The sequence below is a fragment of the Rhizobium sp. UGM030330-04 genome (assembly GCF_003208455.1).
GTDB lineage: Bacteria > Pseudomonadota > Alphaproteobacteria > Rhizobiales > Rhizobiaceae > Agrobacterium > Agrobacterium rhizogenes_A.
Genome location: NZ_QKML01000020.1, coordinates 1 through 22,099 on the forward strand (window position 1 = coordinate 1; position 22,099 = coordinate 22,099).

At 57.8% G+C, this 22,099-nt stretch carries 16 protein-coding genes and 2 pseudogenes; 4 read left to right on the plus strand and 14 right to left on the minus strand.

Annotated elements, in window-relative coordinates; genetic code table 11:
• Window positions 1–678 (plus strand): IS3 family transposase (locus tag N434_RS23435; protein ID WP_110760508.1); only part of this gene is annotated, 678 nt, incomplete at its 5' end.
• Window positions 679–898: 220 nt separating this feature from the next.
• On the opposite strand, the gene N434_RS23440 is transcribed toward N434_RS23435, so the two are convergent.
• From N434_RS23440 to N434_RS23475, 8 genes are all read right to left on the minus strand, one after another.
• Window positions 899–3,295 (minus strand): aldehyde dehydrogenase family protein, encoded by a 2,397-nt coding sequence (locus tag N434_RS23440; RefSeq protein WP_181424053.1) that lies wholly within the window; start codon window positions 3,293–3,295, stop codon window positions 899–901.
• Between the two features lie 11 nt (window positions 3,296–3,306).
• Complete coding sequence (deoC, locus tag N434_RS23445; RefSeq protein WP_110760546.1) at window positions 3,307–4,266, minus strand: deoxyribose-phosphate aldolase; 960 nt, start codon at window positions 4,264–4,266, stop codon at window positions 3,307–3,309.
• A 19-nt stretch (window positions 4,267–4,285) separates the two neighbouring features.
• Window positions 4,286–5,224 carry a ribokinase gene (gene rbsK, locus N434_RS23450; RefSeq protein WP_110760509.1) on the minus strand — a complete coding sequence of 313 codons (939 nt, stop codon included), beginning with the start codon at window positions 5,222–5,224 and terminating at the stop codon, window positions 4,286–4,288.
• 24 nt (window positions 5,225–5,248) lie between these two features.
• The gene (locus N434_RS23455) at window positions 5,249–6,331 is read right to left on the minus strand and encodes an aldose 1-epimerase family protein (RefSeq protein WP_110760547.1); all 1,083 of its coding nucleotides are present in this window, start codon (window positions 6,329–6,331) and stop codon (window positions 5,249–5,251) included.
• A gap of 4 nt (window positions 6,332–6,335) precedes the next feature.
• Window positions 6,336–7,334: an ABC transporter permease gene (locus tag N434_RS23460; RefSeq protein WP_110760548.1), complete on the minus strand. Its 999-nt coding sequence runs from the start codon at window positions 7,332–7,334 to the stop codon at window positions 6,336–6,338.
• A gap of 14 nt (window positions 7,335–7,348) precedes the next feature.
• Window positions 7,349–8,326: an ABC transporter permease gene (locus N434_RS23465; protein ID WP_110760510.1), complete on the minus strand. Its 978-nt coding sequence runs from the start codon at window positions 8,324–8,326 to the stop codon at window positions 7,349–7,351.
• Window positions 8,327–8,339: 13 nt separating this feature from the next.
• Window positions 8,340–9,839 carry a sugar ABC transporter ATP-binding protein gene (locus N434_RS23470; RefSeq protein WP_110760511.1) on the minus strand — a complete coding sequence of 500 codons (1,500 nt, stop codon included), beginning with the start codon at window positions 9,837–9,839 and terminating at the stop codon, window positions 8,340–8,342.
• A gap of 73 nt (window positions 9,840–9,912) precedes the next feature.
• Window positions 9,913–10,959 carry an autoinducer 2 ABC transporter substrate-binding protein gene (locus tag N434_RS23475; protein ID WP_110760512.1) on the minus strand — a complete coding sequence of 349 codons (1,047 nt, stop codon included), beginning with the start codon at window positions 10,957–10,959 and terminating at the stop codon, window positions 9,913–9,915.
• A 338-nt stretch (window positions 10,960–11,297) separates the two neighbouring features.
• Here N434_RS23475 and N434_RS23480 point away from each other — a divergent pair, with 338 nt between their 5' ends.
• Together N434_RS23480 and N434_RS26140 are read left to right on the plus strand one after the other, a co-directional pair.
• On the plus strand, window positions 11,298–12,029 hold the full coding sequence (locus N434_RS23480; protein WP_110760549.1) for a DeoR/GlpR family DNA-binding transcription regulator: 732 nt from the start codon (window positions 11,298–11,300) through the stop codon (window positions 12,027–12,029).
• Between the two features lie 48 nt (window positions 12,030–12,077).
• Window positions 12,078–12,214 (plus strand): annotated as a pseudogene (locus N434_RS26140) (histidine phosphatase family protein); the annotation flags it as partial.
• Window positions 12,215–12,537: 323 nt separating this feature from the next.
• Here N434_RS26140 and N434_RS23490 read toward each other — a convergent pair.
• The 5 genes and pseudogenes from N434_RS23490 to N434_RS23510 all read right to left on the minus strand — a co-directional run bounded on the left by N434_RS23490 (window position 12,538) and on the right by N434_RS23510 (window position 18,875).
• Window positions 12,538–13,078 (minus strand): annotated as a pseudogene (locus N434_RS23490) (hypothetical protein).
• A 261-nt stretch (window positions 13,079–13,339) separates the two neighbouring features.
• Complete coding sequence (locus N434_RS23495) at window positions 13,340–14,017, minus strand: ROK family protein (RefSeq protein WP_110760514.1); 678 nt, start codon at window positions 14,015–14,017, stop codon at window positions 13,340–13,342.
• A gap of 32 nt (window positions 14,018–14,049) precedes the next feature.
• Window positions 14,050–15,435 carry a glucose-6-phosphate dehydrogenase gene (gene zwf, locus N434_RS23500; RefSeq protein ID WP_110760515.1) on the minus strand — a complete coding sequence of 462 codons (1,386 nt, stop codon included), beginning with the start codon at window positions 15,433–15,435 and terminating at the stop codon, window positions 14,050–14,052.
• Window positions 15,432–16,436 carry a phosphogluconate dehydrogenase (NAD(+)-dependent, decarboxylating) gene (gene gnd, locus N434_RS23505; protein WP_110760516.1) on the minus strand — a complete coding sequence of 335 codons (1,005 nt, stop codon included), beginning with the start codon at window positions 16,434–16,436 and terminating at the stop codon, window positions 15,432–15,434. The genes zwf and gnd overlap by 4 nt, the downstream gene beginning before the upstream one ends.
• Window positions 16,437–16,472: 36 nt before the next feature.
• Window positions 16,473–18,875: a glucan 1,4-alpha-glucosidase gene (locus tag N434_RS23510; RefSeq protein ID WP_110760517.1), complete on the minus strand. Its 2,403-nt coding sequence runs from the start codon at window positions 18,873–18,875 to the stop codon at window positions 16,473–16,475.
• Window positions 18,876–19,262: 387 nt separating this feature from the next.
• Between N434_RS23510 and N434_RS23515 the strand changes: the two genes are divergently transcribed.
• A complete protein-coding gene (locus tag N434_RS23515; protein WP_110760518.1) occupies window positions 19,263–20,471 on the plus strand; it encodes an MFS transporter in 1,209 nt (402 codons plus the stop codon).
• Between the two features lie 579 nt (window positions 20,472–21,050).
• Here N434_RS23515 and N434_RS23520 read toward each other — a convergent pair.
• Window positions 21,051–22,067: a porin gene (locus tag N434_RS23520; protein ID WP_110760519.1), complete on the minus strand. Its 1,017-nt coding sequence runs from the start codon at window positions 22,065–22,067 to the stop codon at window positions 21,051–21,053.
• Window positions 22,068–22,099: the final 32 nt, after the last annotated feature.

Below are 22,099 nucleotides of genomic sequence, written 5' to 3' on the forward strand. Positions count from 1 at the left end.
TACGGTTATCGCAAGCTGCACGACGATCTTCTCGATCAGGGTGAGATGTGCTGCCCGAACCGGGTCGCGCGCCTGACGCGTCTCGCCGGAATAAAGGCGCAGATTGGCTACAAACGCCGTCCAGGCATTTATGGTGGCAGGCCTGCCGTCGCTATCGACAACACGCTCGACCGGCAATTTGACGTCGCTGCTCCGGACAAGGCCTGGGTCACGGACATCACCTACATCCGAACCTGTGAGGGCTTCGCTTACCTTGCGGTCGTCATCGACCTCTATTCCCGTCGTGTGATCGGCTGGGCGATGCAGAGCCGCCAAACCACGGACGTCGTGTTGCAGGCTTTGCTCATGGCTGTATGGAGGCGCAAGCCGAAGGAAAAGGTGTTGATCCACTCAGATCAGGGCTCCCAGTTTACCAGCATGGACTGGGTATCGTTCCTCAGGCACCACAATCTGGTTCATTCGATGAGCCGACGCGGCAACTGCCATGACAATGCGGTGGCAGAAAGCTTCTTCAATCTTCTGAAGAGGGAGAGGATACGTCGCAGGGTCTACCGCTCTCGCGATGAAGCTCGCCAGGACGTATTCGACTACATCGAAATGTTCTACAACCCGAAACGCGAACACGTCAGGAACGGGATGCTGTCGCCCGTCGAGTTCGAAAGGCAGCAGAAAATCTAACCCGAGGGTGTCTACGAAACGCGGGGCTATTCACTTGCTACGTCGTCCCAGACAATCACAAGCGAGAGCATCATGCGCCCAGATGAGTTCAGCCGCCGGTGATGAATGACAGCAAAAGGGCGTAGTTGCGGTCGCCGCAGTTAATGTCACTCGAAACCTTACGGGGGCCGCCTGGCCTCCGCAGACAAACTTGTCAGTTGTTGATCCGCCAAGATGCCGATCAGGCTCCGTAGGGCACCCAGATGTTCTTCACTTGTATGGCCCTGCGCAAATAGTCACGGCCCTGCCCTTGTGTACGGTCAAGCCAATCGGGCTGACGCCCGTTATTGACCCAGGTAGCCTTCAGGTTGCCCGCAGACGCCCGCTCTACCATCGCGCTTCCATCAGCCGAACCGAAATACCAGATTGCTGCAACCTCATCATGCTCGGCCAGCGTCTTTGCAAGCAGATCGCGTTCGCCGGTGACAATGTTGATGACCCCGCCGGGCACATCCGAAGTGTCCAGCACTTGATAGAAATCCCCGGCAATCAATGGGTGTCGCGATGACGGGATGACCACGACGCGATTGCCCATGGCGATTGCCGGCAGCACCAGCGACACCAGCGAAAGAAGCGGCGCCTCATCTGGGGAAACGATACCGACGATGCCCCACGGTTCGTTCATGGCAAGCGTGATGTGACGCGACTTGGTGGAGTGCACGGCGCCATCGAACTTATCAGCCTGGGCGGCGTAATGGGAAATACGGCGGAGAGATGCGTCGAACTCGTCCTTTGCCTTCTTTTCGCTGACACCCATGCTATCGATAATGCGGGCGACAAATTCGTCGCGACGCGCATCGAGGTTCTCTGCCAGATAATAGAGCACCTGCGCGCGGTTATGGGTGGTTGCGGAACTCCAGCCCGTTGCCTTGGATGCTGCTTCCACAGCATTTCGGATGTCCTTGCGGTTGCCTATTCCGGCCATGCCAATCACGGCGTTGCCCTTGCCGGTGACCGAATAACTGTAGCCACCATCGGGGCGGGCCTGTTTGCCGCCGATATAGTTCTTCATGGTCCGATCAAGGCCATCGATCGCCATTTTGCTGTCAGCGTTCGGCAAGGCAGATGGCGTGAAGGCTTCAGCGGGCTTGTTGACCGGCAGGTTCTTTTCCCAGTCTGCCGCCAGATATTCGTAAAGCCCTTCGCGTGCACCTTCACGACCGAAACCACTTTCGCGGTAGCCGCCAAAACCTGCACCGGCATCGAGCATGTTGGTGCAGTTGATCCAGACCACGCCTGCCCTGACGCGGGCAGCGAGGTCAAGCGCGACATTGATGTTTTCCGACCAGATGGAGGCGGCTAGGCCGTAACGGGTGTTGTTGGCCAGCGAAACGGCTTCATCCGGCGTGCGGAAGGTGGTTGCCGCAGCGATCGGGCCAAATATTTCCACCTGACAGACCGTCGAGGCCTGATCAACTTCGGTGAAGAAGCCGGGCGCGACGTAACTGCCGGTGGCCGGCAGCGGGTTGGAACTCTGCCAGAGTTCACCACCCTCCTCCACGCCCTTGCGGACCAGATCCATGATGCGTTTCACCTGCGTGGCGGAAACAATCGCGCCAATATCGGTCGACTTGTCGAGGGGATCGCCAACCCGGAGGGTTTCCAGCCGCTTTTTCAGCCGTGCATAAAATTTCTCGGCGATGCCCTCCTGCACCAGCAGGCGGGAACCGGCGCAGCAGACTTCGCCCTGGTTGAACCAGATCGCATCAACAACACCTTCAACCGCCGCATCAAGATCGGCGTCCTCGAAAACGATGAAGGGTGATTTGCCCCCCAGTTCCAGAGACAGTTTCTTGCCCGAACCGGCGATCTGCTCGCGAATAACGCGGCCGACCTTGGTCGAGCCGGTGAAGGCGACCTTATCGACGCCATCATGGCCGCAGATCGCAGCGCCGGTCGAGCCATCGCCCTGGACGACATTGACGACACCGGCCGGAAGGCCGACCTCGTGGCAGATTTCCGCAAAGGCGACAGCCGTCAGCGGTGTCAGGTCAGCAGGTTTCAGCACTACGGTATTGCCGGCGGCAAGCGCCGGCGCGATCTTCCAGGCCAGCATCAGCAGGGGGAAGTTCCAGGGGATTACCTGACCGCAAACACCGACCGGTGAGAAACCACGGAACTCGTCTTCCACCATTTCGGCCCACCCGGCGTGATGGTAAAAGTGGCGGGCGACGAGTGGAATGTCGACATCACGGGTTTCGCGAACCGGCTTGCCGTTGTCCATCGTTTCCAGAACGGAAAGGAAGCGCTCGCGCTTTTGTATATGACGGGCGATGGCGTAGAGATAACGGGCGCGTTCGTGACCCGACAGCTTCGACCATTTTCCGAAGGCCGTGCGGGCGGCCTTGACCGCCTGATCCACGTCTTCCTCATTGCCGCAAATGATGTCCGCCAGCTTGTCCCCGTTTGCGGGGTTTGAAACGGCAATCGTCTTGCGGCCATCGGGAGAAACAAACCGGCCGTTGATATAATGACCGAACGAACGTCCGTGAATGTCAAGCCACTGCTTCACATCACCATTGGCTTCGGGGGAAGGTCCATATTCCATGGTTTCCAAAATGTCCTTGATGGGTCGCATTTTTTCAGTCCTTATGCGGCAGCGTGATGATGAGCGCTGGAATAGCGGCCGGTTACGAAATGTTCGAGCTGCCGTTCGATGTCGCCGAGCATCGAACTGGCACCGATGCGGAACAGGTCCGGCTCCAGCCAGCGATTACCCAGTTCCTCCTTCATCAGCGTCAGCCACGACAGCGCATCCTTAGCCGTCTTCAACCCGCCTGCAGGTTTGAAGCCGACCATCTGGCCGGTCAGTTCGCCGTAATCGCGCAGCGCCCGCACCATGGTCAGGCTGACCGGCAGGGTGGCGTTGACCTCCTCTTTGCCGGTGGAAGTCTTGATGAAGTCCGAACCCGCCTGCATCGCCACCATTGAGGCTCGATAGACGTTGGTCAGTGTGTTGAGATCGCCCGTCGCGAGGATAGCCTTCATATGGGCATCACCGCAGGCTTCACGCATCGCAGCGATCTCGTCATAAAGCGCTGTCCAGTTCTGCGTCAGAACAAACTCGCGGGTTATGACGATATCGATCTCCTTGGCGCCTTGCTCGACGGCATATCGGATTTCGGCCAGCCGCTGCGGCAGCGGTGTCAGGCCGGCAGGAAAGCCCGTGGCCACCGATGCGACCGGAATAGCCGTACCTTCCAGCGCCTTGACGGCGTGGGGCACCATGGTCGGATAAACGCAGACGGCGCCGGTGGTGATGCCGGCATCCGCAAGGCCGAGTGCCTCGAGAATGTCTTCCCGGACCGGACGGCGCGCTTTCGCACACAGGCGGCGCACGCGACCGGGCGTGTCGTCGCCGGACAACGTTGTCAAATCGATGCAGGTGATGGCCTTGATCTGCCAGGCAACCTGATATTCCTTCTTAATCGAGCGCCGGGCGGTGATGGTCGCTGCACGCCGTTCGGAGGCACTGCGATTGACCGATACATCTTCAAACCATTCCGGTTTGAGAGCGGTGCCGTTATTTCTGGGGAATGCTTCGCTCATTTTCTGTCCATTCTTCTGGTCAGGCTGCGGCACTCGCGCGGTCGCGGCAAAAAGCCTCGAACTCTTCGATGCTGGCATAGGCCTTCTGTGTTCCGGGACGGGTGATGGAATGCGCCGCGTAAAGCGATGCCTTCTTCAGGGAGGATACGACCTCGCGCGTTTCGGCGTAAAAGCGGGCAAAGGAGCCAATAAAGGCATCGCCCGCACCCGTGGTGTCCCTGGGCATTACCTTGACGGGTTCGATGTTGACGATTTCGTTGGAAGTAATCATGCGCGCACCACGCCCGCCCAAGGTAACGATGACGGTGTGAATGCCGCGTGCGATCAGCGAGCGAGCGGCGCTGACGATGTCTTCGTCGGTGTCGGTCGGCAGCCCCGACAGCAAGGCAAGCTCGCTCTCGTTCGGCACGAGGAAGGTTACCTGGCGGATGCGCTCAGGATCGAGATTGGCAGCGGCAGGCGCGGGATTGAGGATCGTCTCGATACCGTTCTGGGCAGCAAGTTCGATGGTATGGTAGACAGTCTCAACCGGCACTTCCATCTGCATCAGGATCAAGCCACACTCTTTCAGATCGGCGGCCGCCTTGTCGACTTCCGCAGGCAAAAGGTCGGCATTGGCTCCTTTGACGATGAGGATGGAATTCTCGCCTGATTGTTCGACGAAGATCGGTGCGACGCCGCTGGATTTGCCGGCAACCTTCACCACATGACGCGTATCAACGCCGAAGCTCTCGAGGTTGCGGATGGTGTTATCCGCGAAGACATCGTCACCGACCCGGGTGACCATCATCACTTCAGCACCAAGGCGCGCCGCGGCAACCGCCTGGTTGGCACCCTTGCCGCCGCACCCCATTTCGAAGGTGGGCGCCTCAAGTGTCTCGCCCGGTCCGGGCATACGGTCCACATAGGTGATGAGATCGACCATGTTGGAGCCGACGACCCCGATTTTCTTACTCATGCCGATATTCCCTGCTTATCTGTTTTAAAGGGCGCTGATCCCGGCGCCGAACTCATCGGCGGCAGCACGGTCGAGATAGCCCAGCCGTACCGGAAACACCCTGCGTTCACCCGGTGATAGTCTCTGCACGTTGTTCTTGGCCTTTTCCGCCAGATAACCTTCCGGCTCGCAGGTGGATGGCAGGGCGAATGCGGCAACCTGCGAATCCCCGTTGACCAGGATCCAACGCACTGTCTTCGGGAAGGCGGCGAGCGGATAGGAGATGGCAAAGCCATCTCCCTCACGTCGTTGCATCATCAGATGCGTCAGCCCCTCACCGTCTGCCTGCAGGCCGTTGATGTAGAATACCTGTTCAGGGTCGTAACGTTGCGGTTCGTCGAGCACCTCCATGGCGGAAGGCTGACTTGCCAGCGTCTCCAGCAGGGAAAGATAATCGGGGTTTGGTGTTACGTGGCCGGGCACGGCAGTGCGCACCTTCACCTGCTCCGGCGTATACGGCGCGGGCTGAGCGATCCGCGCACCCTTGGCATAAGCAAAGTTCACATGGCACATATACATGAGATCCATGGGCGCCGATGACAGGTTCTCAATGTCCATGACCATGTCAAAAAGCGTGTCTTCAGCATGCAAAGTCACGCTGGGACGAGCCAGATAATTGGCGCCGAAGCCCATGACATATTCAACTTCGCCGGTTACCCGAACATAAGCGCCGCGTGCATCGTGTCCGATGACGAAACCGGCCTTGTCCATGGTGGCACAGGGCATTTCGCCATGCAGGGCATGATTATCTTGCGGCGACGGGCAGCCGTTGCGCAACATACCGCTATGGAATGCAAAACATCCGTATGTCTCGACGATTGAACCGGCTGGTCGCGGCATCGAAAAGCGGCTTCCCATGGTCAGGTCAACGCCGTTGAACTCAACGCTCCAGATCATCTGCCCCATGAATGGCAATATGACGATCCGGCCGTGGCGATTCTCCAATTGCAGCGCTTCAACGCCGGTAGCATAGCGGAAGGTGGTAACCTTCAGCCCATCGCTTGCGGCTAGAAGATGTTGGACATCGGTGAAGTCTCGCCTGCGGAGATGAAATTCTGTCGCTTCCATGGGATCACCTGCCGGGGTTTCGCCATGCATTGATGGCGATCACGAGAATGAGGAATGCGCCCCAGATGAAGTCGATCAGGTGGTTGGAGAACCGCATCATCTGAAAGCCGGAAGAAAGCAGCATGAGGGCGATAAGCGCTATCGCAACGCCGAGAACGCGCCCTTTCCCGCCCGCCGGGTTTGTGCCCCCGAGAACGGCAATCAGCACCGCCTGCAGCAGATAGGACGCGCCGTAGTCGGATTTAGCTGCATTGGTCCGCCCGGACAGAATGATCCCCGCCAGTGACGCCAGCACGCCGGTGAGCATATATGAATACAGCATCATGCGATCCTTGCGGATGCCAGCAAAGACGGCTGCCCGCGGATTGGTCCCGATCAGCATCAGGTTAATGCCGAGCGTCGAGCGCGTCAGCAGGATCGCCACGATAATGCACACGGCGATGAACAGCAGGAACGGCGTTGCTATACCGAAGATTTTACCGTTACCGATCCAGTTCCACGCGTCAGGAAATCCGACAATTGCCGGACCGCCGGTCAATACCAGCGCCAGCCCCATCAGAATCTGACCTGTGCCGAGTGTCGCCAGGATCGGGGTGATGCGCAACTTCGCCACCAAAAGGCCATTGATCAGACCGGACAGCAGGCCAACCGTCATCGCGAGTACGATGCCAAGCCCTGTGTAGAACACGATGCCCGATGTGGAGGATTGCCCTGACTGAACCATGGTGGAATGGAAATAAATGCCGGCGACAATGCCCGCCAGATTGGCAATTCCCACCACGGACAGATCGATACCACCGGTCAGCATTGCGATCATCATGGCGATGGAGAGGATCCCCAGTTCAGGCATGATGTAACTGATGGATTCGAAGTTGTAATAGTTCAGGAACTTGCCGGGGTTCATCCATGTCATCAGGGCAAAAACGATGACGGTGATCAAAAGCAGTTGAGCGATGTTGTTGTCGTTGCCGAAAAGCCGACGCATATCGAACGAATTCTTCATGATGCGCTCTCCCGTCACGCTATGCTTTTACGGTCACGCCATGCCGTGATGGCAGTGGCAATGATGATAATCAGGCCGACAACAACGCGCTGCCAGGTGGTATCCACCTTCATGATGATCAGGGAATTTTTGACCATTACCAGCATGAACACGCCCATCAATGTGCCGAGAACCGTGCCGCGTCCGCCAAAGATTGACGCACCGCCCAGAACCACGGCTGCGATCACGTCGAGTTCGAGCCCGACAAAATCACGCGGGTTGGCAAGCCAGATCATCGAGGAATGCAGCAGGCCCGAGAAGCCCGCCAGTGCACCGGCGATGCAGTAGACAAAGAAGATCGTCGCGCCCGTATTGAAGCCAACGCGCTTTGCGGCCTCAGGCGAGCCGCCGTAGGCATAAACGCTGCGCCCGATCATGGTGTAGGTGAGGATGAGATGGATGACAAACGCCAGCCCCAGATAGACCAGAAACATCGCGGTCAGGCCGAAAGTCGATCCCGTGGCCGAGGTCAGAGAGATCACATCGGTCTTGCCGAACTCGATCAGCTCCTTCGGCATCTTGTTGATGTTGACGATGCTGGTGCCGACGAGGCCGAGAACAAGACCGCGTACAATCGAACCTGTCCCGAGCGTCACGATCAGCGGGATCATCCTGAAACGGTGAATAATGAAACCGTTAAACGCACCAAGAACCAGCCCAATCAGCGTCGCCGCAACGAAGGGAATGAGCACGCCATCATAACCGAGATAAACCATGCTGCGCACAGTCAGATACATCGCGGCAATAGCGAATGCCGTAAAGGATACGTCGATACCGCCCGAAATCATCACCAGCAATACGCCGAGCGCCATGATGCCAATCACGACGTTGGAGCGCAGCAGGCCGAAGATGTTGTCGAGCGACCAGAAGGCCGGATTTATGAGACCGATAATGACCATGGCCGCGAGCAACACGCAGGCGATAATGGATTCTGTGCTTCTCAGGAGTTTCATGACTTGCGGCCCCTCAATTCAGCATCTTGAGCCGGTCATTGACGGCGTCTTCAGTCATGCTCTCCCCCGACAATTCGTCAACGAAACGGCCGCGATGCATGACCAGCACGCGGTTGCAGTTCTGCACCAGTTCCGGCACATCGTCGGAAATCATCAGCACGGCCAGGCCTTCCTTTTCGGCCAGCCCGCGGATGATGTTGTGGATCTGTGCTTTGGAACCGACATCGACGCCGACGGTCGGTCCGTTGAGGATCAGCACTTTGGCGCCCGTCAACAGCCAGCGGGCCAGAACCACGCGCTGCGCGTTGCCACCGGACAAATGGTTGACCGGCGTGTGCGGCCCCGGCGCCACGATCTGCATGGCCGAGAACATATCGCGGGTCGTCTCATCCGCCTTTTTGCGATTGATGAAAAGACCTCGCACGAATTTCTCAATCGACGTGACAATGATATTGCGCTCGATCGATTGGGTCAGGAATAGCCCCTCGGTCAGGCGGTCCTCCGGCACATAAGCGACACCGCAGGCAATAGCTTCTTGCACACTCCTCGGGTGTACCTCGCGGCCTGCAATGCGCACTGAACCGGTAAAATCGGGTCGCATTCCAAACAGCGCCAATGCAAGTTCGGTACGGCCAGAACCGATCAAGCCCGAAATACCGACGATTTCACCCGGCCTCAATGTGAGGGCGGCATTGTCCACGGAACCCGGAACCGTGAGATTGCGCACTTCCAGCACCGGCATGTCGGCGCCCTCCGGGGCAGCCCACTGGTAGCTGTGGGCAGTCATTTCTTGCCCCGTCATCGCGCGGGTAATCGCCGGCTCGTCAAATTCGGCAATCGGTCCTTCGGCAGCCTTCTTGCCATTTCGGAAAACTGTCAGGCGCTCGCTGATTTCAAGCATTTCCCGCATCTTGTGGCTGACGAAGAGCACGGCGATGCCCTGCGCCTGAATATCGCGAACAATCTTGAAGAGGGCATCCACCTCATAGCGCGTCAGCGCCGTGGTCGGCTCATCCATGATGATCAGGCGCGCATCAGCCATCACAGCGCGGGCTATCGCCACGATCTGCTTCCCCGAAGTTGGCAGGCTTTCGACATCCGCATCAAGATCGATATTTACGCCCAGGCGGTCCAACGCTTTCTGGGCCAGCTGTCGAACCTGTCGCCAGTCGACCGTCTTGCGACCTTCCATCAGGAGGGTGTTGATCGCCAGATTCTCGGCCACCGTCAGGTTTCCAAACAGCGAAAAATCCTGGTATATCACCTGAATACCATGGTGAACGGATTTTACCGGATCAAGTTTGCCGACAGGCTTCCCGTCGATCAAAATCTCGCCATCCTCAGGCGTGTAAACCCCCGACATGATTTTGATGACGGTGGATTTTCCGGAACCGTTTTCACCGGCAAGGCAATGAATTTCGCCCGGGCGAATGCTCAGCGATACGTCGTCGAGCGCCTTCACGCCGCCAAACCGCTTGCCGATATGGCGCAGCTCGATCAGATTTTCAGTCATAATGGCCTCGTGCAAGGCTGGAAAACACGGGGTGTAAAAGGAGAGAGGGTTGCCCCTCCCTCCGCGGTTCGGATCAGAAGTCGTACTTGTCCATGTTTTCTTTGGTTACGCCGACCCAACCTGCGCCATAGAGCAGATGCGGCTTGGAGGCGTCAGGCACCAGCACGCTTTCGTAACCAGGCAGGCCAAGGTTCAGGCCGGCCTTGATCTGCTCGTTCTTCTTCTCGAGAACCGCGACAGCCAGCATGTTCATGGCATAACCGGCAACGGCCGGATCCCAGAACTGAATGTACTGGATATTGTCGTTCTTGATATATTCGCCGGCAACGGAAACAAGGCCCGTGCCCGAGAAGAAGACCTTGCCCGACAGACCGCCCTCGGCGATCAGACGACCCGCACCCGCGGATGTCGGCATCGGAGCGCCGAGAATACCGGTGATGTCAGGATAGGCGGTCATCGCCTCCTTAAGCTTGGTATAGTCGGTATTAGCGTCGTCATAGGTTTCCAGCCGCTCGGTCGCCTGGGACATCTCCGGGAAGTTGGCCTTCTGGTATTCGACGGCACCGTCGATCCATTCCATCTGCGACTTGGACGTCAGACTGCCAACAGTAGCGACATATTTGCCCTTGCCACCCATGGATTTGCCAAGTTCCTTCATCAAGTTCGCGCCATAGGCCTTATTGTCGAAGGCTTCTATGTCGAAATCCACATTCTGGATGTTGGAAGCCTCATGGCTGATGACAACAATGCCGCGATCACGGGCTTTCTTCAGGACCGGCTCCACCGCTTCGACCGAGAACGGCACGATGGCAATGGCATCTACGCCCTGCGCTATGAGGTTTTCAACGATCTGCACCTGGGCGGCAGCATCAGCTTGGCTTGGGCCAACCATCCAGACATCATTTCCGGTATCACCCTTGAACTGCTCAACACCATCGCGCATGCGGTCAAACCACGCGATGCCATCCACCTTCACGACGGTTGCGATCGTGTATTTCTTGCCGCTGGCCGCGGTGATCAGCTCCTTGTTGACCTTCGATGTATCGACAGCGCTCTGCGCAAAAACAGCCGACGCGGAAAGCGTCGCAGCAAGCGCGATGGTTGCGAAGATTTTATTCACGGATAACTCCTCCCTTTGAAATTGCAACGTGCCGGACTTCTATCAATCGCAGCACCCGCTATTGTTCGATCCCAAACGCCGGCGACCGCTCCTCATGCGTCCAACGCCTCCTCACTCTCCCGGAAAGGCTCCCCACGCCCTGGTAGCCCGCGCCTCAATGTGGCCCAGAATCCTGTTGTTTTCCTCTCCTGATAATGCGAACTATCATGATACAATTCGATCATTATGTTTCGATCGTTTCATGTTTGTTATTCTTCTGTCAAGCGCAGAGAGTGGCGATTGCGAGCAAAGCAACACCGAAATGTGAAGAGCAGCGAGAAACCGAAAGCGAAAACAAAGTGAGTAAAATAAGTGCACGCAATGCCAGGTTGGACGCACTGGCCAGGCTGGTCCAGGAAACAGGCGTCCTGAGACTGCGGGACGCCGCGTCCCGGCTTGGCGTATCCGAAATTACCATTCGTCGCGACATTGCCGCCGATGGCGAACGATTGAGCTGTCTTGGCGGCTACATCATTCCGGTTCAGGACGGCGCAGTCAGCAGCGACTATGTGCTGGAGCAGGAAAAGGACAGCCATGCGGCGGCCAAGATGCGCGCATGCGCACAGGCTGCGGCTTTGATCGAGCCACATGACACTATATTCATCGACTGTGGAACGACGATGCCGCATCTGGCGCGGCAGATTCCGGTAAATGCACATGTCACCGCCATCTGCTATTCTCTCAATGTTGCCGAGGAGCTGGCAAGCAGAAACGATGTCCGCCTAATCATGCTCGGCGGACTCTATCATCCGGAGGCGGCCTCGTTCTCGGGGGATGAGGGCTTTGAGGTGCTGAAGCGCGTCAATATCAACAAAGCATTCTTGTCTGCAGGCGGCGTGGACGGACATCACGGCGTGACTTGTTCGCATTTTCATGAAGTGCCGATCAAACAGATGGTCATGCAACGCTCAATGCAAAAGCATCTCGTGGTTGACAGCAGCAAGTTCAACAAGGTGCGGGCGGCGCGCTATGCTTCCATAGGCGACTTCAATTCAATTGTTTCGGATCAACCCTTACCTTTTGTAAAATAAGCGGAAAATGGCGCGCGTTTCCGCTGCTCCTCGGAGGAGGCATCAACTATTACCCATGGCCTGTTCGGGCGGATCATTCGGGGTGTTTTTCTCGGGCTCCCGAAGCGGGAAATGCTCGAACCTCCCGTGCCCAGGACGGGTTCTACCGATTCCATGATGGCTGGTACAATCTCATCACAGCTTGACCAGTTGCGGACGTCAAGCACCATGCCGGGGAAGGAGGATAACAATTAGCCAAAGATATCTGTCTGGCTGACCTCGACCTCCACTTTCGTCAGGCGTTCCAGGAACTCGGCAGTTTCGTAAACGGCGTTGTGGAACATAATGTCCGGCCGTCGGCACATAAGGCTATCGCGACATGCTGGTGAAGGTCTTGCCGACATTATGATCCGGTCTGAGGCAAAGATCCTTGAAAGCTCCCCGTGCCGTCTAGCTGACTTTTCGACGCCCCCCTATCTGATGAGCTTGCGATTTTTCTGCATAAACTCCTCCTGTCGATCAATCGGGTTCAGGTTTCAGTTCGCCGTGACAAGCCGGCATATCGAAGCGCGATAAAGGCCATGAGACTGGCAGCAGAGAACGCATTCAGATTGAGAAGCGTTGCAAGATCGCCTGCCGACCAGGATTGCACCCCCGCGCCCAGAAATGTGCGCGAGCAGAAGAACTGCCATCGCATATTGCCAGAGTTTCTCGTCCGCAAGGAACGAGATGGCCGCCAGCATGATGCAGGCAGCAAAGAAAAATTCGGTGCCGGATGTATGGCCGAACATCGCCGTTTCAAACAGGGTATCGAGCGTTCCCACAAGAGGAAGCGCCAGGCGCGCAGCCAGATGTGATTTCTTTGCAAGAAACGGAATCGCAGGGAAAAAAGGCAGTGACAGCACGGTAACGAGCGATGCCACAGCAGCATCGGCGTCGACCAGATACCAGACATAAAGCGGATAAAACGGCTTGTTGAGGATGATGACCCAGGCAAAGGTCAGTGTCGCCTTTGTCAGGTCATAGGTTACGGCCAAGCCCGTCCGCCTACCGTCTCTTCCAAGTTCCATCAGGCCGTCTTCTCCGTTAGCGCCAAGCAGGCTGCTGGCCTAGATACGAAGAAGAGACTGGTTTGGCTTCAGTCGCGAGACAAAAGCATGATGGTGGTTCCGTAAATCGACGCGCAAGCCGCGCCACTTTGGAAAACCGCACCGAGAATATCCGCTGTCATCAGAGAACCGCAGAAGCAATCAGCCGCCGCAAGCGGCTTTTCAAGGTATTGTCGCGGCTCGTCTTTATCGATCAGACGCTGATGGTAACTGCTGTGCCGCCTACACGACGAGATCCGGGTTCTTCCACAGGCGGAACCCGCCTTCGAAAGCCAGAGCGTTGTCTCCGCGTCTGCACTTCGGCGGCAGATTTTCGAGCTTCTCCACGTTGCCGCCGCCGATGACGACCTCATCCGGTTCAAGAGCCGCGCTCAGGAGATCCACAACGTCCTGGACGCGCTTTTGCCATTTCGCGTTGCCTTTCTTTTCCCGATAAGCCTCGCTGACATAATGCTCGTAGGTTTTGCCCTTGCGGTAAGGAAGACGGGCGATCTCCATCGGCTGGGCAACATTTTCGACAATCATCGCGGCGCCCAAACCCGTGCCGAGACCGAGAAACAACATGCGTCCGCCCTTGTAAGAGCCAATCGCCTGCATGAGCGCATCGTTGACGATGCGAACGGGACAATCGAAAGCGCCCTCATAATCATAGCCGACCCAGCCTTCGCCCAGATTGACCGGTTCCCGAAACGGTTTGTTGTGAACGACCGGGCCGGGATATCCCATGGCGATAACGTCATAGGTCATATCCTTTGCCATGGCGGTTACTGCGGCGACCATTTCCTGTCCCGTCATTGTCTTGCCGCTTTCAACCTTGCGCTCTTCGCCACCTGTGCTCAAGCGGATCTTCACGTGACTGCCACCGATATCAATTGCAAGAACGGTTTGATCCTCTGCCATGTACTGGCCTCCGTCGACTATGTGTGTGGGCGTTACTCGGGATCAACCCATCCGCCTGGCGGGCCAAACCCTGCCATTTCCGCCGGCCCCCAGCTTCCCACCTCATATGCAGGCGGCACGGCAGGATCATCGAGGATAGGCTCCACGATCTTCCAAGCCAGTTCCGCCGCATCCTGACGGGTGAAGAGCTGTCGTTCGCCGGCCATCGCATCGCCTATCAGCCGCTCATAAGGCGCCATATCACCAATACCGTCATCGACCGCGCCGAGTTCTACGGCCTCGCCGCGCATGCCATCGCCAGCAGCCTTGCGGCGTGCACCGATTCCAATCGCGATATCCGGCCCCAGACGGAAGCGCACATAATTGGCGGGTGTTGTCTCGACATCGCCAAAGAGCGCAATTGGCGGCCGCTTCAAGCGGACCACAACTTCGGTTGCATGCGCTGGCAGGTTCTTGCCGGCGCGGATGAAGAAGGGCACGCCATTCCAGCGCCAGGTGGCGACGCGAAAGCGCACGGCGGCGAAGGTTTCCCGGCTGGATGCCGGTGCGACACCCGGCTCGTCCAGATAGCCTCTGAACTGTCCGCGCACCACATCGTTACGAGTGAGCGGCGGCATGGCTTTCAGTATCTGTACTTTTTCATCGACGAGATCATCCGAGGCGTTTGTGGCCGGCGGCTCCATGGCCAGCAGCAACAGCACATTGATCAGATGGTTCTGGATCACGTCGCGGATACATCCGACCTCGTCATAAAACTTGCCGCGCCCCTTGATGCCGAAATCTTCGGCCATGGTGATCTGCACGCTTTCGACATGGTCGCGGTTCCATACGGGCTCGAGAAAGGCATTGGCAAACCGGAAATAAAGAAGGTTCTGGATGGCCTCCTTACCGAGGAAATGGTCGATGCGGAAAATTGCATCCTCTGCGAAAACCGCGTGCAGCGCTTCGTTCAACGCTTCGGCCGAGGCAAGGTCACGGCCGAAGGGTTTCTCAACCATCAGCCGCGCCGACGCGGCGATGCCCGCGTCGTTGAGGCCGGTTACCACGGTTTCGAAGAGAGACGGCGGAATGGCAAGGTAATAAAGCGGATGCTGGTGCCCGCCAAGCGCCGTTCGCAGCTTTTCGAATGTCGCTTCGTTGCGATAATCGCCGGAGACATAGGTCAGCTGTTCGGCGAATTTTTCGAAGACGGCTTCATCGATCTTGCCCACATGGTTGGCGACCGCATCGCGGGCCCGCGCTATCAGCTGCTCACGCGGCCAATCGTCGAAAGCGACGCCAATGATGGGCGTTTGCAGCGCGCCGTGTTTCACCATGGCGTAGAGAGAGGGAAAGATCATCTTATAGGCAAGATCGCCCGTGGCGCCGAACACCACCAGCACGTCCGATCGCTGCCTGTCCGTGGCTGAGGTCTTCATTTGGCTTTCTCCAGATGGCCACCAAAGGCATTGCGCATGGCCGACAGCACCTTGCCGGCAAATTCGGCCTCGCCGCGCGAGGAAAAACGCTCGAAAAGGGCCGATGCCAAAACGGGGGCCGGCACGCCGGTTTCGACGGCCGCCTGCAGGGTCCAGCGTCCTTCACCGGAATCCGACACGCGCCCGCCATATTGATCGAGGTTCGGGTCCTGTTTCAGGGCCTGCGCCGTGAGGTCAAGCAGCCACGAGCCGATGACCGAGCCGTGCCGCCAGACCTCCGTAACGGCGGGAAGATCAATATCGAACTGGTAATATTGCGGATGGGCGAGAGGGGCGGTCTCGGCGTCCGCCTCGCGGTGTTGTGTGCCCGCATTGGAGGCTTTCAGGATGTTGAGACCCTCCGCATAGGCGGCCATGACACCGTATTCGATGCCATTGTGGACCATCTTGACGAAATGCCCGGCTCCCGACGGGCCGCAATGCAGATATCCCATCGGTGCCGTTCGGGTGACCGGGTCGGCGGCGATCCCCAGACCTGCGCCGGGCGCAAGGGAGGCGAAGATCGGGTCGAGACGCTGGACCGCAGCCACCGGCCCGCCGATCATCAGAGAGTAACCGCGCTCCAGCCCCAAGACGCCACCGGATGTGCCGGTATCGATGAAATCGATGCTGCGAGGCGCAAATTCGGCGGCGAGATCGATCGCGTCGCGGTAAAGTGAATTGCCACCATCGATGATGGCATCGCCCGCCTGAAGTTTGCCCGCAAAGTCCCGCGCGATTTTCGGCGTGATCGCGGCGGGCAGCATCAGCCACACGGCGCGTGGCGATGAGAGGCTGGCGACGAGATCGTCCGGCGAGCTTGCGCCCGTTGCGCCTTCTTTCACCAGCGCCGCGACATTGTCGGGGTTGACGTCGAAAACCACGCAATCATGCCCGTGTTTCAAAAGGCGGCGCACCATGTTTGCGCCCATCCGCCCAAGCCCAACCATTCCAATCTGCATCCTGACACTCCTTTTGTGCAACTCGCTATTGCTGGTTCATTCACCGAGGCGAACGGTAAAGTCCTCGTTTTCCCACACTCCAGCATCTCGCCAGTAGAAGGTGAACACAATCGTGCCGCCGGCCGCCAGTTGCTGCACGGGCAAGTCCGCAAAATGCGTGCCGAGACCGGAGGCCGTCGTGCTTGTATCTGTGGTTGTCGCCCAGCCGTCAACGCTCCAGTGCACGATGGCATTATCCGCCAGGTCAAGCCGTAGAACCTTGCCGGCGGGCATGGCTGATATCTTGTTGTTGAAGCACCAGATTCGAAGATGCGACGGCGTCTTGTTGCGGATGTAGCGCTCCACACCCTGCGGCGGCATGTCGAAAACGGAACCATCGGCAAGCGAACGCAGAAGCTTGATATGTTCTGCATGCGCCCAGACCAGCGGCATTGCGCTGCCCGACGGGTGGCCATAGAACAGTTCCCTGTCGGGACGATCGGGTTGATCCCAGACCTGCTCGGGGAAAAGGCCGCTCTGCCCCGCCGATTTTTCCATGGTCGTCAGCAAGGCTTCCGCCGCTCCGCGTCTACCCGCAGCAAGTTCGTAATGGGCACGCTCGCCGGTCAGAAGGGGCCATGGCCTGCCCTGACCCGTGCCGTCAAATGCTGTTCCATCAGCATGCTCACCATATCCGTCTCCCGTGTACCTGTACCAAACGGGCCCCTGCGGCAGGTCGGCGCGCAGGCAATGATCGATCGCCTTGACCGTTGCGACAATATGGGGATCGTCCGGTGCGCGCAGGCCGAAGCGGACCAGCGCAAGTGCATCAGGGCTGATGACATCGCTTGTTGGCAGGAAAGCGCGATCCGGTGTCTGGTTGAGGATGGGCGTCATGCCCGAGGGCTGGACAGCATCGGCGGTACCGGGAGAGGCGATGCGAACATAATGGCCCGAAATACCAAGGTGCGTGCACAGGGTCTGGTCACCGGCAAATGTCCACCTTTCGATCTGCTCATTCCAGCAATCGGCTGTCTGCCGCAGATGCGTGGCTTCGGCCGCATCGCCCTCCATATCCAGCAGATCAGCGGCGGCAAGCAGCGCGGCGATCTCGACGGCAAGCGTGAACGGGCTGTAGCCTGCATCCTCCTCCCACCTGTCCTCGCCGGTCGTTGGGCCGTTTGCCAGAATATAGGCCGCAGCGCTACGGATCATCGGCATATAATTAGCCCTTGCGGCGTGGTCGAGGTGGCCGTGCCGATGCAGGATATCCGCAAGCAGGATTGGAAAGGCGCATTCGTCCATCTGAACGCCCGGCCAATAGGGCTTGCCATCCAGCCAGAGATTTTGCGGCCACCGCCCCGAGGGCTGCTGCACCTGGCGCAAATAATCAAGGATGGCCAAAGCCTCATCGTGATCGCCGGCCGCCAGAAACCCGCCAGCGGCTTCCACCAAATCTCGCGGCCATATTAGATGATATCCGCCAAGATCGTCATCGCCCTTGGAGGCTCCCCATGGGATCGATAGACTTGCCACGACAGCTCCGGGCCGGTCTGCGGCACGATGCGCGGCAAGCACAGCGGTCGAGACACGATAGGAATTAACGCCGTGATGGGTATCGCGGTCGAGGGGGCCAAGACTGTCCTGCCAGCTACGCCAGCTGTCGATATAGGCATCGTGCGCGCGTCTGAAGCCGGACTTCAGACTTGCGACAGCACAGGCTGCAGCTTCATATTCAGTCTGGCCGAAACCGAGCGCCAAGGTCGCCGTATCGTGGGTTTCGCTAAAATCGATTTCCGCAGCCAGCGAAACATTACCGTCATCCGCCCGCTGGTACTCCTCAATAAGGCGTCCGTGCCGGCGCAATTGTTGCCAGCCATCGGAAACGCCAACAAAACCCGCACTTGCAGCGCGCCAGGGACGATCGCAGAGCAGAGCGAGATATCGTGAGCGGCCCACCGCAAACAAGACCCGGCGCCCCTCATAATCCCCTATCCAGGCGGAGTTGAGATTACCGGCATTGACCAAATGCGGCGCCAGAAGGACGCTTACACGATAATCCCCTGTCTTTCCGTTCAGTGGGAAGAAGGAGACATACTGAAGAACACAGGCCCGCGCCGGATCGGTGATGACCTGTTTTTCAATCCGGTAGGCTCCATCTATCGCCGTATTGGTGATGTGGAACGCGGGAATTCCACTCTCAAAAGGGCGGGTAACGGAAGTACAGTCTCGTTTCTCTTCCGAAAAATATCCGTCGTCTCTGGTGACCACAAGACCGAGATCGCGGGTGCAGGCACTATCGATCCGCGGGTAATAGACTTCGTTGAGGATGCCGTGGCTGAGCGTAAACCAGATTGGTGAATTTTTCGACAGCGCGGTTCCCACGCCATTCTTGGCGCTCGACGTCCAGCGTGCATCAATGCCGGGTGCGCCGGGTGCGAAATCAAGTGCGGCACGCATCGTTACATGCCTCTGGCAGGGAGATGATGAAGGCGAAAGTGAATGTGTTATCGTGTTGAAAACTCATGACGGAGATCTCGACCTTGAAGGAAGGGTCTTTCCGGGATGAGACGGAGACGGGATGCGGTTCCCGTCTCTAATCTCAAATCCGATACGGCCTCGTCATTAAGCTAGGTATTCGCGAAGGGGTGCACAACTAAAGATTTGGTAATTGAGCGTGTGGCGATGTTGGTTATGGAATGGCCGCCCTTCCATAACCAACAACATGCACATCCGAACATTGTGCGACGCACAAATTTCGGAGAAATAGGCATGAAATTCGGATTTTTAGATACATATCATCCGAAAAAATTCGTCTAAAACTCTCCCAACTCAAGGAGAGAGACCATGACGGACACGACATCTGAATTTGATGGGTCAACAATTGCCCTGGAGGCCGCCGAGGAACCCTCGTGGACAGCTACGACCTGGTTCGCGGTTCTTTCGATGGCGGCCACCAGTTTTGCGCTGGTATCGGCCGAGTTTCTGCCAGCGGGATTGCTGACGCCTATGGCGCGCGATCTCGGCATTACCGAGGGTACGGCGGGGCAGGTCGTCACGGCGACAGCTTCCGTAGGCGCTGTGACGGCTTTGCTGAGCAATGTTCTCATCGGCAAACTGAACCGCAAGAGCGTGCTTGTCGGTCTCAGTGCGCTGGCGATCGGCTCCAACATTCTCGCAGCAGTTGCTGCCGATTTCTGGCTATTGTTATTGGGCCGGGCCGGATTGGGTATCGCGCTCAGCGGTTTCTGGGCACTTTCGGTTGCTGTTGTGGCGCGGCTCGTTGGCGCGAATTCGACCGGGCGCGGCATGGCTATCGTCACCCTCGGCGTTTCGCTCGCCACCATCGCCGCCCCTTCAATGGGCGCCTTGATCAGCGACTGGCTGGGATGGCGCATCGCCATGTCGATGACGGCGGGGCTCGCCATCATTGCCATGCTGCTGCAGATACTCAGCCTGCCGTCGCTGCCAGCAAGTACGAGCAACAGTCTTTCCGATGTTCTGCGGCTGACACGGCGGCGCAGCGTTCAACTGGGGATGCTTGCAATCCTGTTACTGATGACGGGGCATTTTGCCGGCTCGGTCTATGTGCGTCCCTTCCTCGAACAGGTGACGCTGCTTGAGACCACGCCGATTGCCCTCGCCCTGCTCGGCTTTGGCGTCGCCTCCGTGATCGGCAATGTGCTGGGGGGCCGGATGGCTGACACCAGTATCCGCCTCGCGCTCATCGTTACCGCGGCTCTGATGGCATTTGCGACGATCGCGCTTGTTGTCTGGGGTGTTCATACCGGTGCCGCATTTGCTCTCGTCGCACTTTGGGGTCTTGCCTTCGGCATGGCGCCTGTGGTGCTGCCGACCAACCTTTCCCGCGGCGCGCCCGACGCGCTGGAGGCAGCAGGCAGCCTGATGGTCGTTTCCTTTCAGGTGGCCATCAGCATTGGTGCGGTTTTCGGCGGTTATGTCGTTGATTCCTACGGTGCTACCGCTCCGTTGGCGCTGACCGCGATACTGGCTGCATCCACGGTGGCTCTGGCCTTGCTGCAACGTCCTGATTGATCGTTGCTTTTTTCTCCTTTTGCCGCCTGAAGGCAAGGCGCTCGGACGCATCGCGGAAAAGGCTGATCTCGCCACAGGCGTGATGAGATTTCCGAGCGGCCGAGCGCCGCGCGATGCTCTGCGGCAAACGGAATATCTAACCCAAAGCTCTGCGTAGAAACCGCAGGCAGATCTTCTCAGAAGCAAAACCGTCTTGCTTCAATAACACATCAACCAAACGTTTCCGGTGGTGCGATGCATCCGTACTCATATTTGACGATGGGGCTTACAGTTTGGCGGGAGCTTCCTATCTACGGCAGCACAAGCTCCAGGCATCCTTTAAAGAGCGCCCTCCGACCACGAGGTCGGAGGGTATGCCGGAGGTCAATCGTACGACGTCCCACTTTCGTCGATTCGTCCAACACATAACCTTCTGATCTGGTTACGTGAAATGAAAAGATAACAACAACACAATCCTGGGTCTACATAAAATATGTGGAGAATTCCGATTGTGATTAGCCATGCTGAAATTAAACCACCCATCAAAAAACCCGGCTTTGCAGCCGGGTTTCATATTCTCAGAAATGTGGTGCTAGAGGCTTAGAACGTGCGCTGCAGACGAACAAAGCCGGTAACCTGATCGTCGCTATTGTCTTCATCGTAATAATTCGCAGTGATCTTCGTCGTAAGACCGTCGGTGATCTTGTAATCAACCGTCAGACCAGCAGTCCAGGCGTCATTGTTGGTCCAGTCGGCGTTCAGGTTACCCACAAAATTCGGGGCAACATTGCCGAGATACTGGAAAGCAGGCGTGATCGTGAGACGGTCGGTTGCTTTGATCGCATATTCTGCGGCAACTGCCCATTCCGATTCCGCGTAGTATGCGTTCGCTCCGGAAGCCCAAACACCGGCGAGGCCAAGCGTGCCAGGACCTACATCAGCGAAAACAATAGCGCGGATTGCACCTTCTTCGAGGTCTGTATCATAAGAGCCAACGATGGTTGCCGCGAATGCGCCAACGTTCGCGCCAACTACAGCTGTGATGCCGACATTGTTGTCCTTGGAGGTCAACGTGCCTTCCAGCTCATCAACAGAGAGGGTCGCCTTGAACGAGCCCGTATCATAGGTATAGGCAATCGAGTTGAACAGGGCATTCGTGGACAGGATGTCCGTTTCACCGTTGAGGTCGTTATCCCACTCGCTGTAGAACTTACCGACCCTCAGACCACCAAGCTCGATGAAAGCCTGATCAACGTGAACGCCAGACGAAGAGGACGAGCCGTTGTCAGCGTTGCCACGGAAGCCGATGAAGCCACGCAGAGCACCGAGTTCGGTGTCGGTGCGGGTGTCAACCTCGAACTGAGCGCGCGTGAAGGAGTTCCAGTCAGACGTGCCGGAGCGGTCGCGACCGAAGTCGGTCTGGAAGCGGATGTAACCGCCGAACTTCAGGCAGGTTTCGGTGCCGGGAATGTAGAAGAAGCCGGTGCCGAAAGCATCGCAAACGCGAACGTACTCCAGGGGCTCTGGCTCGGCAGCGACGATAGCGTCAGCGGCCTGTGCGCCGGATACTGCTGCGAGAGCTGCAGCGGAACCAATCAGAAGGCTCTTGATGTTCATTCGGGAACTCCATTGCTAGTTTCATTAAAGAG

Excerpts from the sequence above, each read along its gene's own strand:
- N434_RS23440 (WP_181424053.1), bottom strand. The coding sequence starts at position 3,295 with ATGCGACCCATCAAGGACATTTTGGAAACCATGGAATATGGACCTTCC.
- deoC (WP_110760546.1), bottom strand. The coding sequence starts at position 4,266 with ATGAGCGAAGCATTCCCCAGAAATAACGGCACCGCTCTCAAACCGGAA.
- rbsK (WP_110760509.1), bottom strand. The coding sequence starts at position 5,224 with ATGAGTAAGAAAATCGGGGTCGTCGGCTCCAACATGGTCGATCTCATC.
- N434_RS23455 (WP_110760547.1), bottom strand. The coding sequence starts at position 6,331 with ATGGAAGCGACAGAATTTCATCTCCGCAGGCGAGACTTCACCGATGTC.
- N434_RS23460 (WP_110760548.1), bottom strand. The coding sequence starts at position 7,334 with ATGAAGAATTCGTTCGATATGCGTCGGCTTTTCGGCAACGACAACAAC.
- N434_RS23465 (WP_110760510.1), bottom strand. The coding sequence starts at position 8,326 with ATGAAACTCCTGAGAAGCACAGAATCCATTATCGCCTGCGTGTTGCTC.
- N434_RS23470 (WP_110760511.1), bottom strand. The coding sequence starts at position 9,839 with ATGACTGAAAATCTGATCGAGCTGCGCCATATCGGCAAGCGGTTTGGC.
- N434_RS23495 (WP_110760514.1), bottom strand. The coding sequence starts at position 14,017 with ATGGCAGAGGATCAAACCGTTCTTGCAATTGATATCGGTGGCAGTCAC.
- zwf (WP_110760515.1), bottom strand. The coding sequence starts at position 15,435 with ATGAAGACCTCAGCCACGGACAGGCAGCGATCGGACGTGCTGGTGGTG.
- gnd (WP_110760516.1), bottom strand. The coding sequence starts at position 16,436 with ATGCAGATTGGAATGGTTGGGCTTGGGCGGATGGGCGCAAACATGGTG.
- N434_RS23510 (WP_110760517.1), bottom strand. The coding sequence starts at position 18,875 with ATGCGTGCCGCACTTGATTTCGCACCCGGCGCACCCGGCATTGATGCA.
- N434_RS23515 (WP_110760518.1), top strand. The coding sequence starts at position 19,263 with ATGACGGACACGACATCTGAATTTGATGGGTCAACAATTGCCCTGGAG.
- N434_RS23520 (WP_110760519.1), bottom strand. The coding sequence starts at position 22,067 with ATGAACATCAAGAGCCTTCTGATTGGTTCCGCTGCAGCTCTCGCAGCA.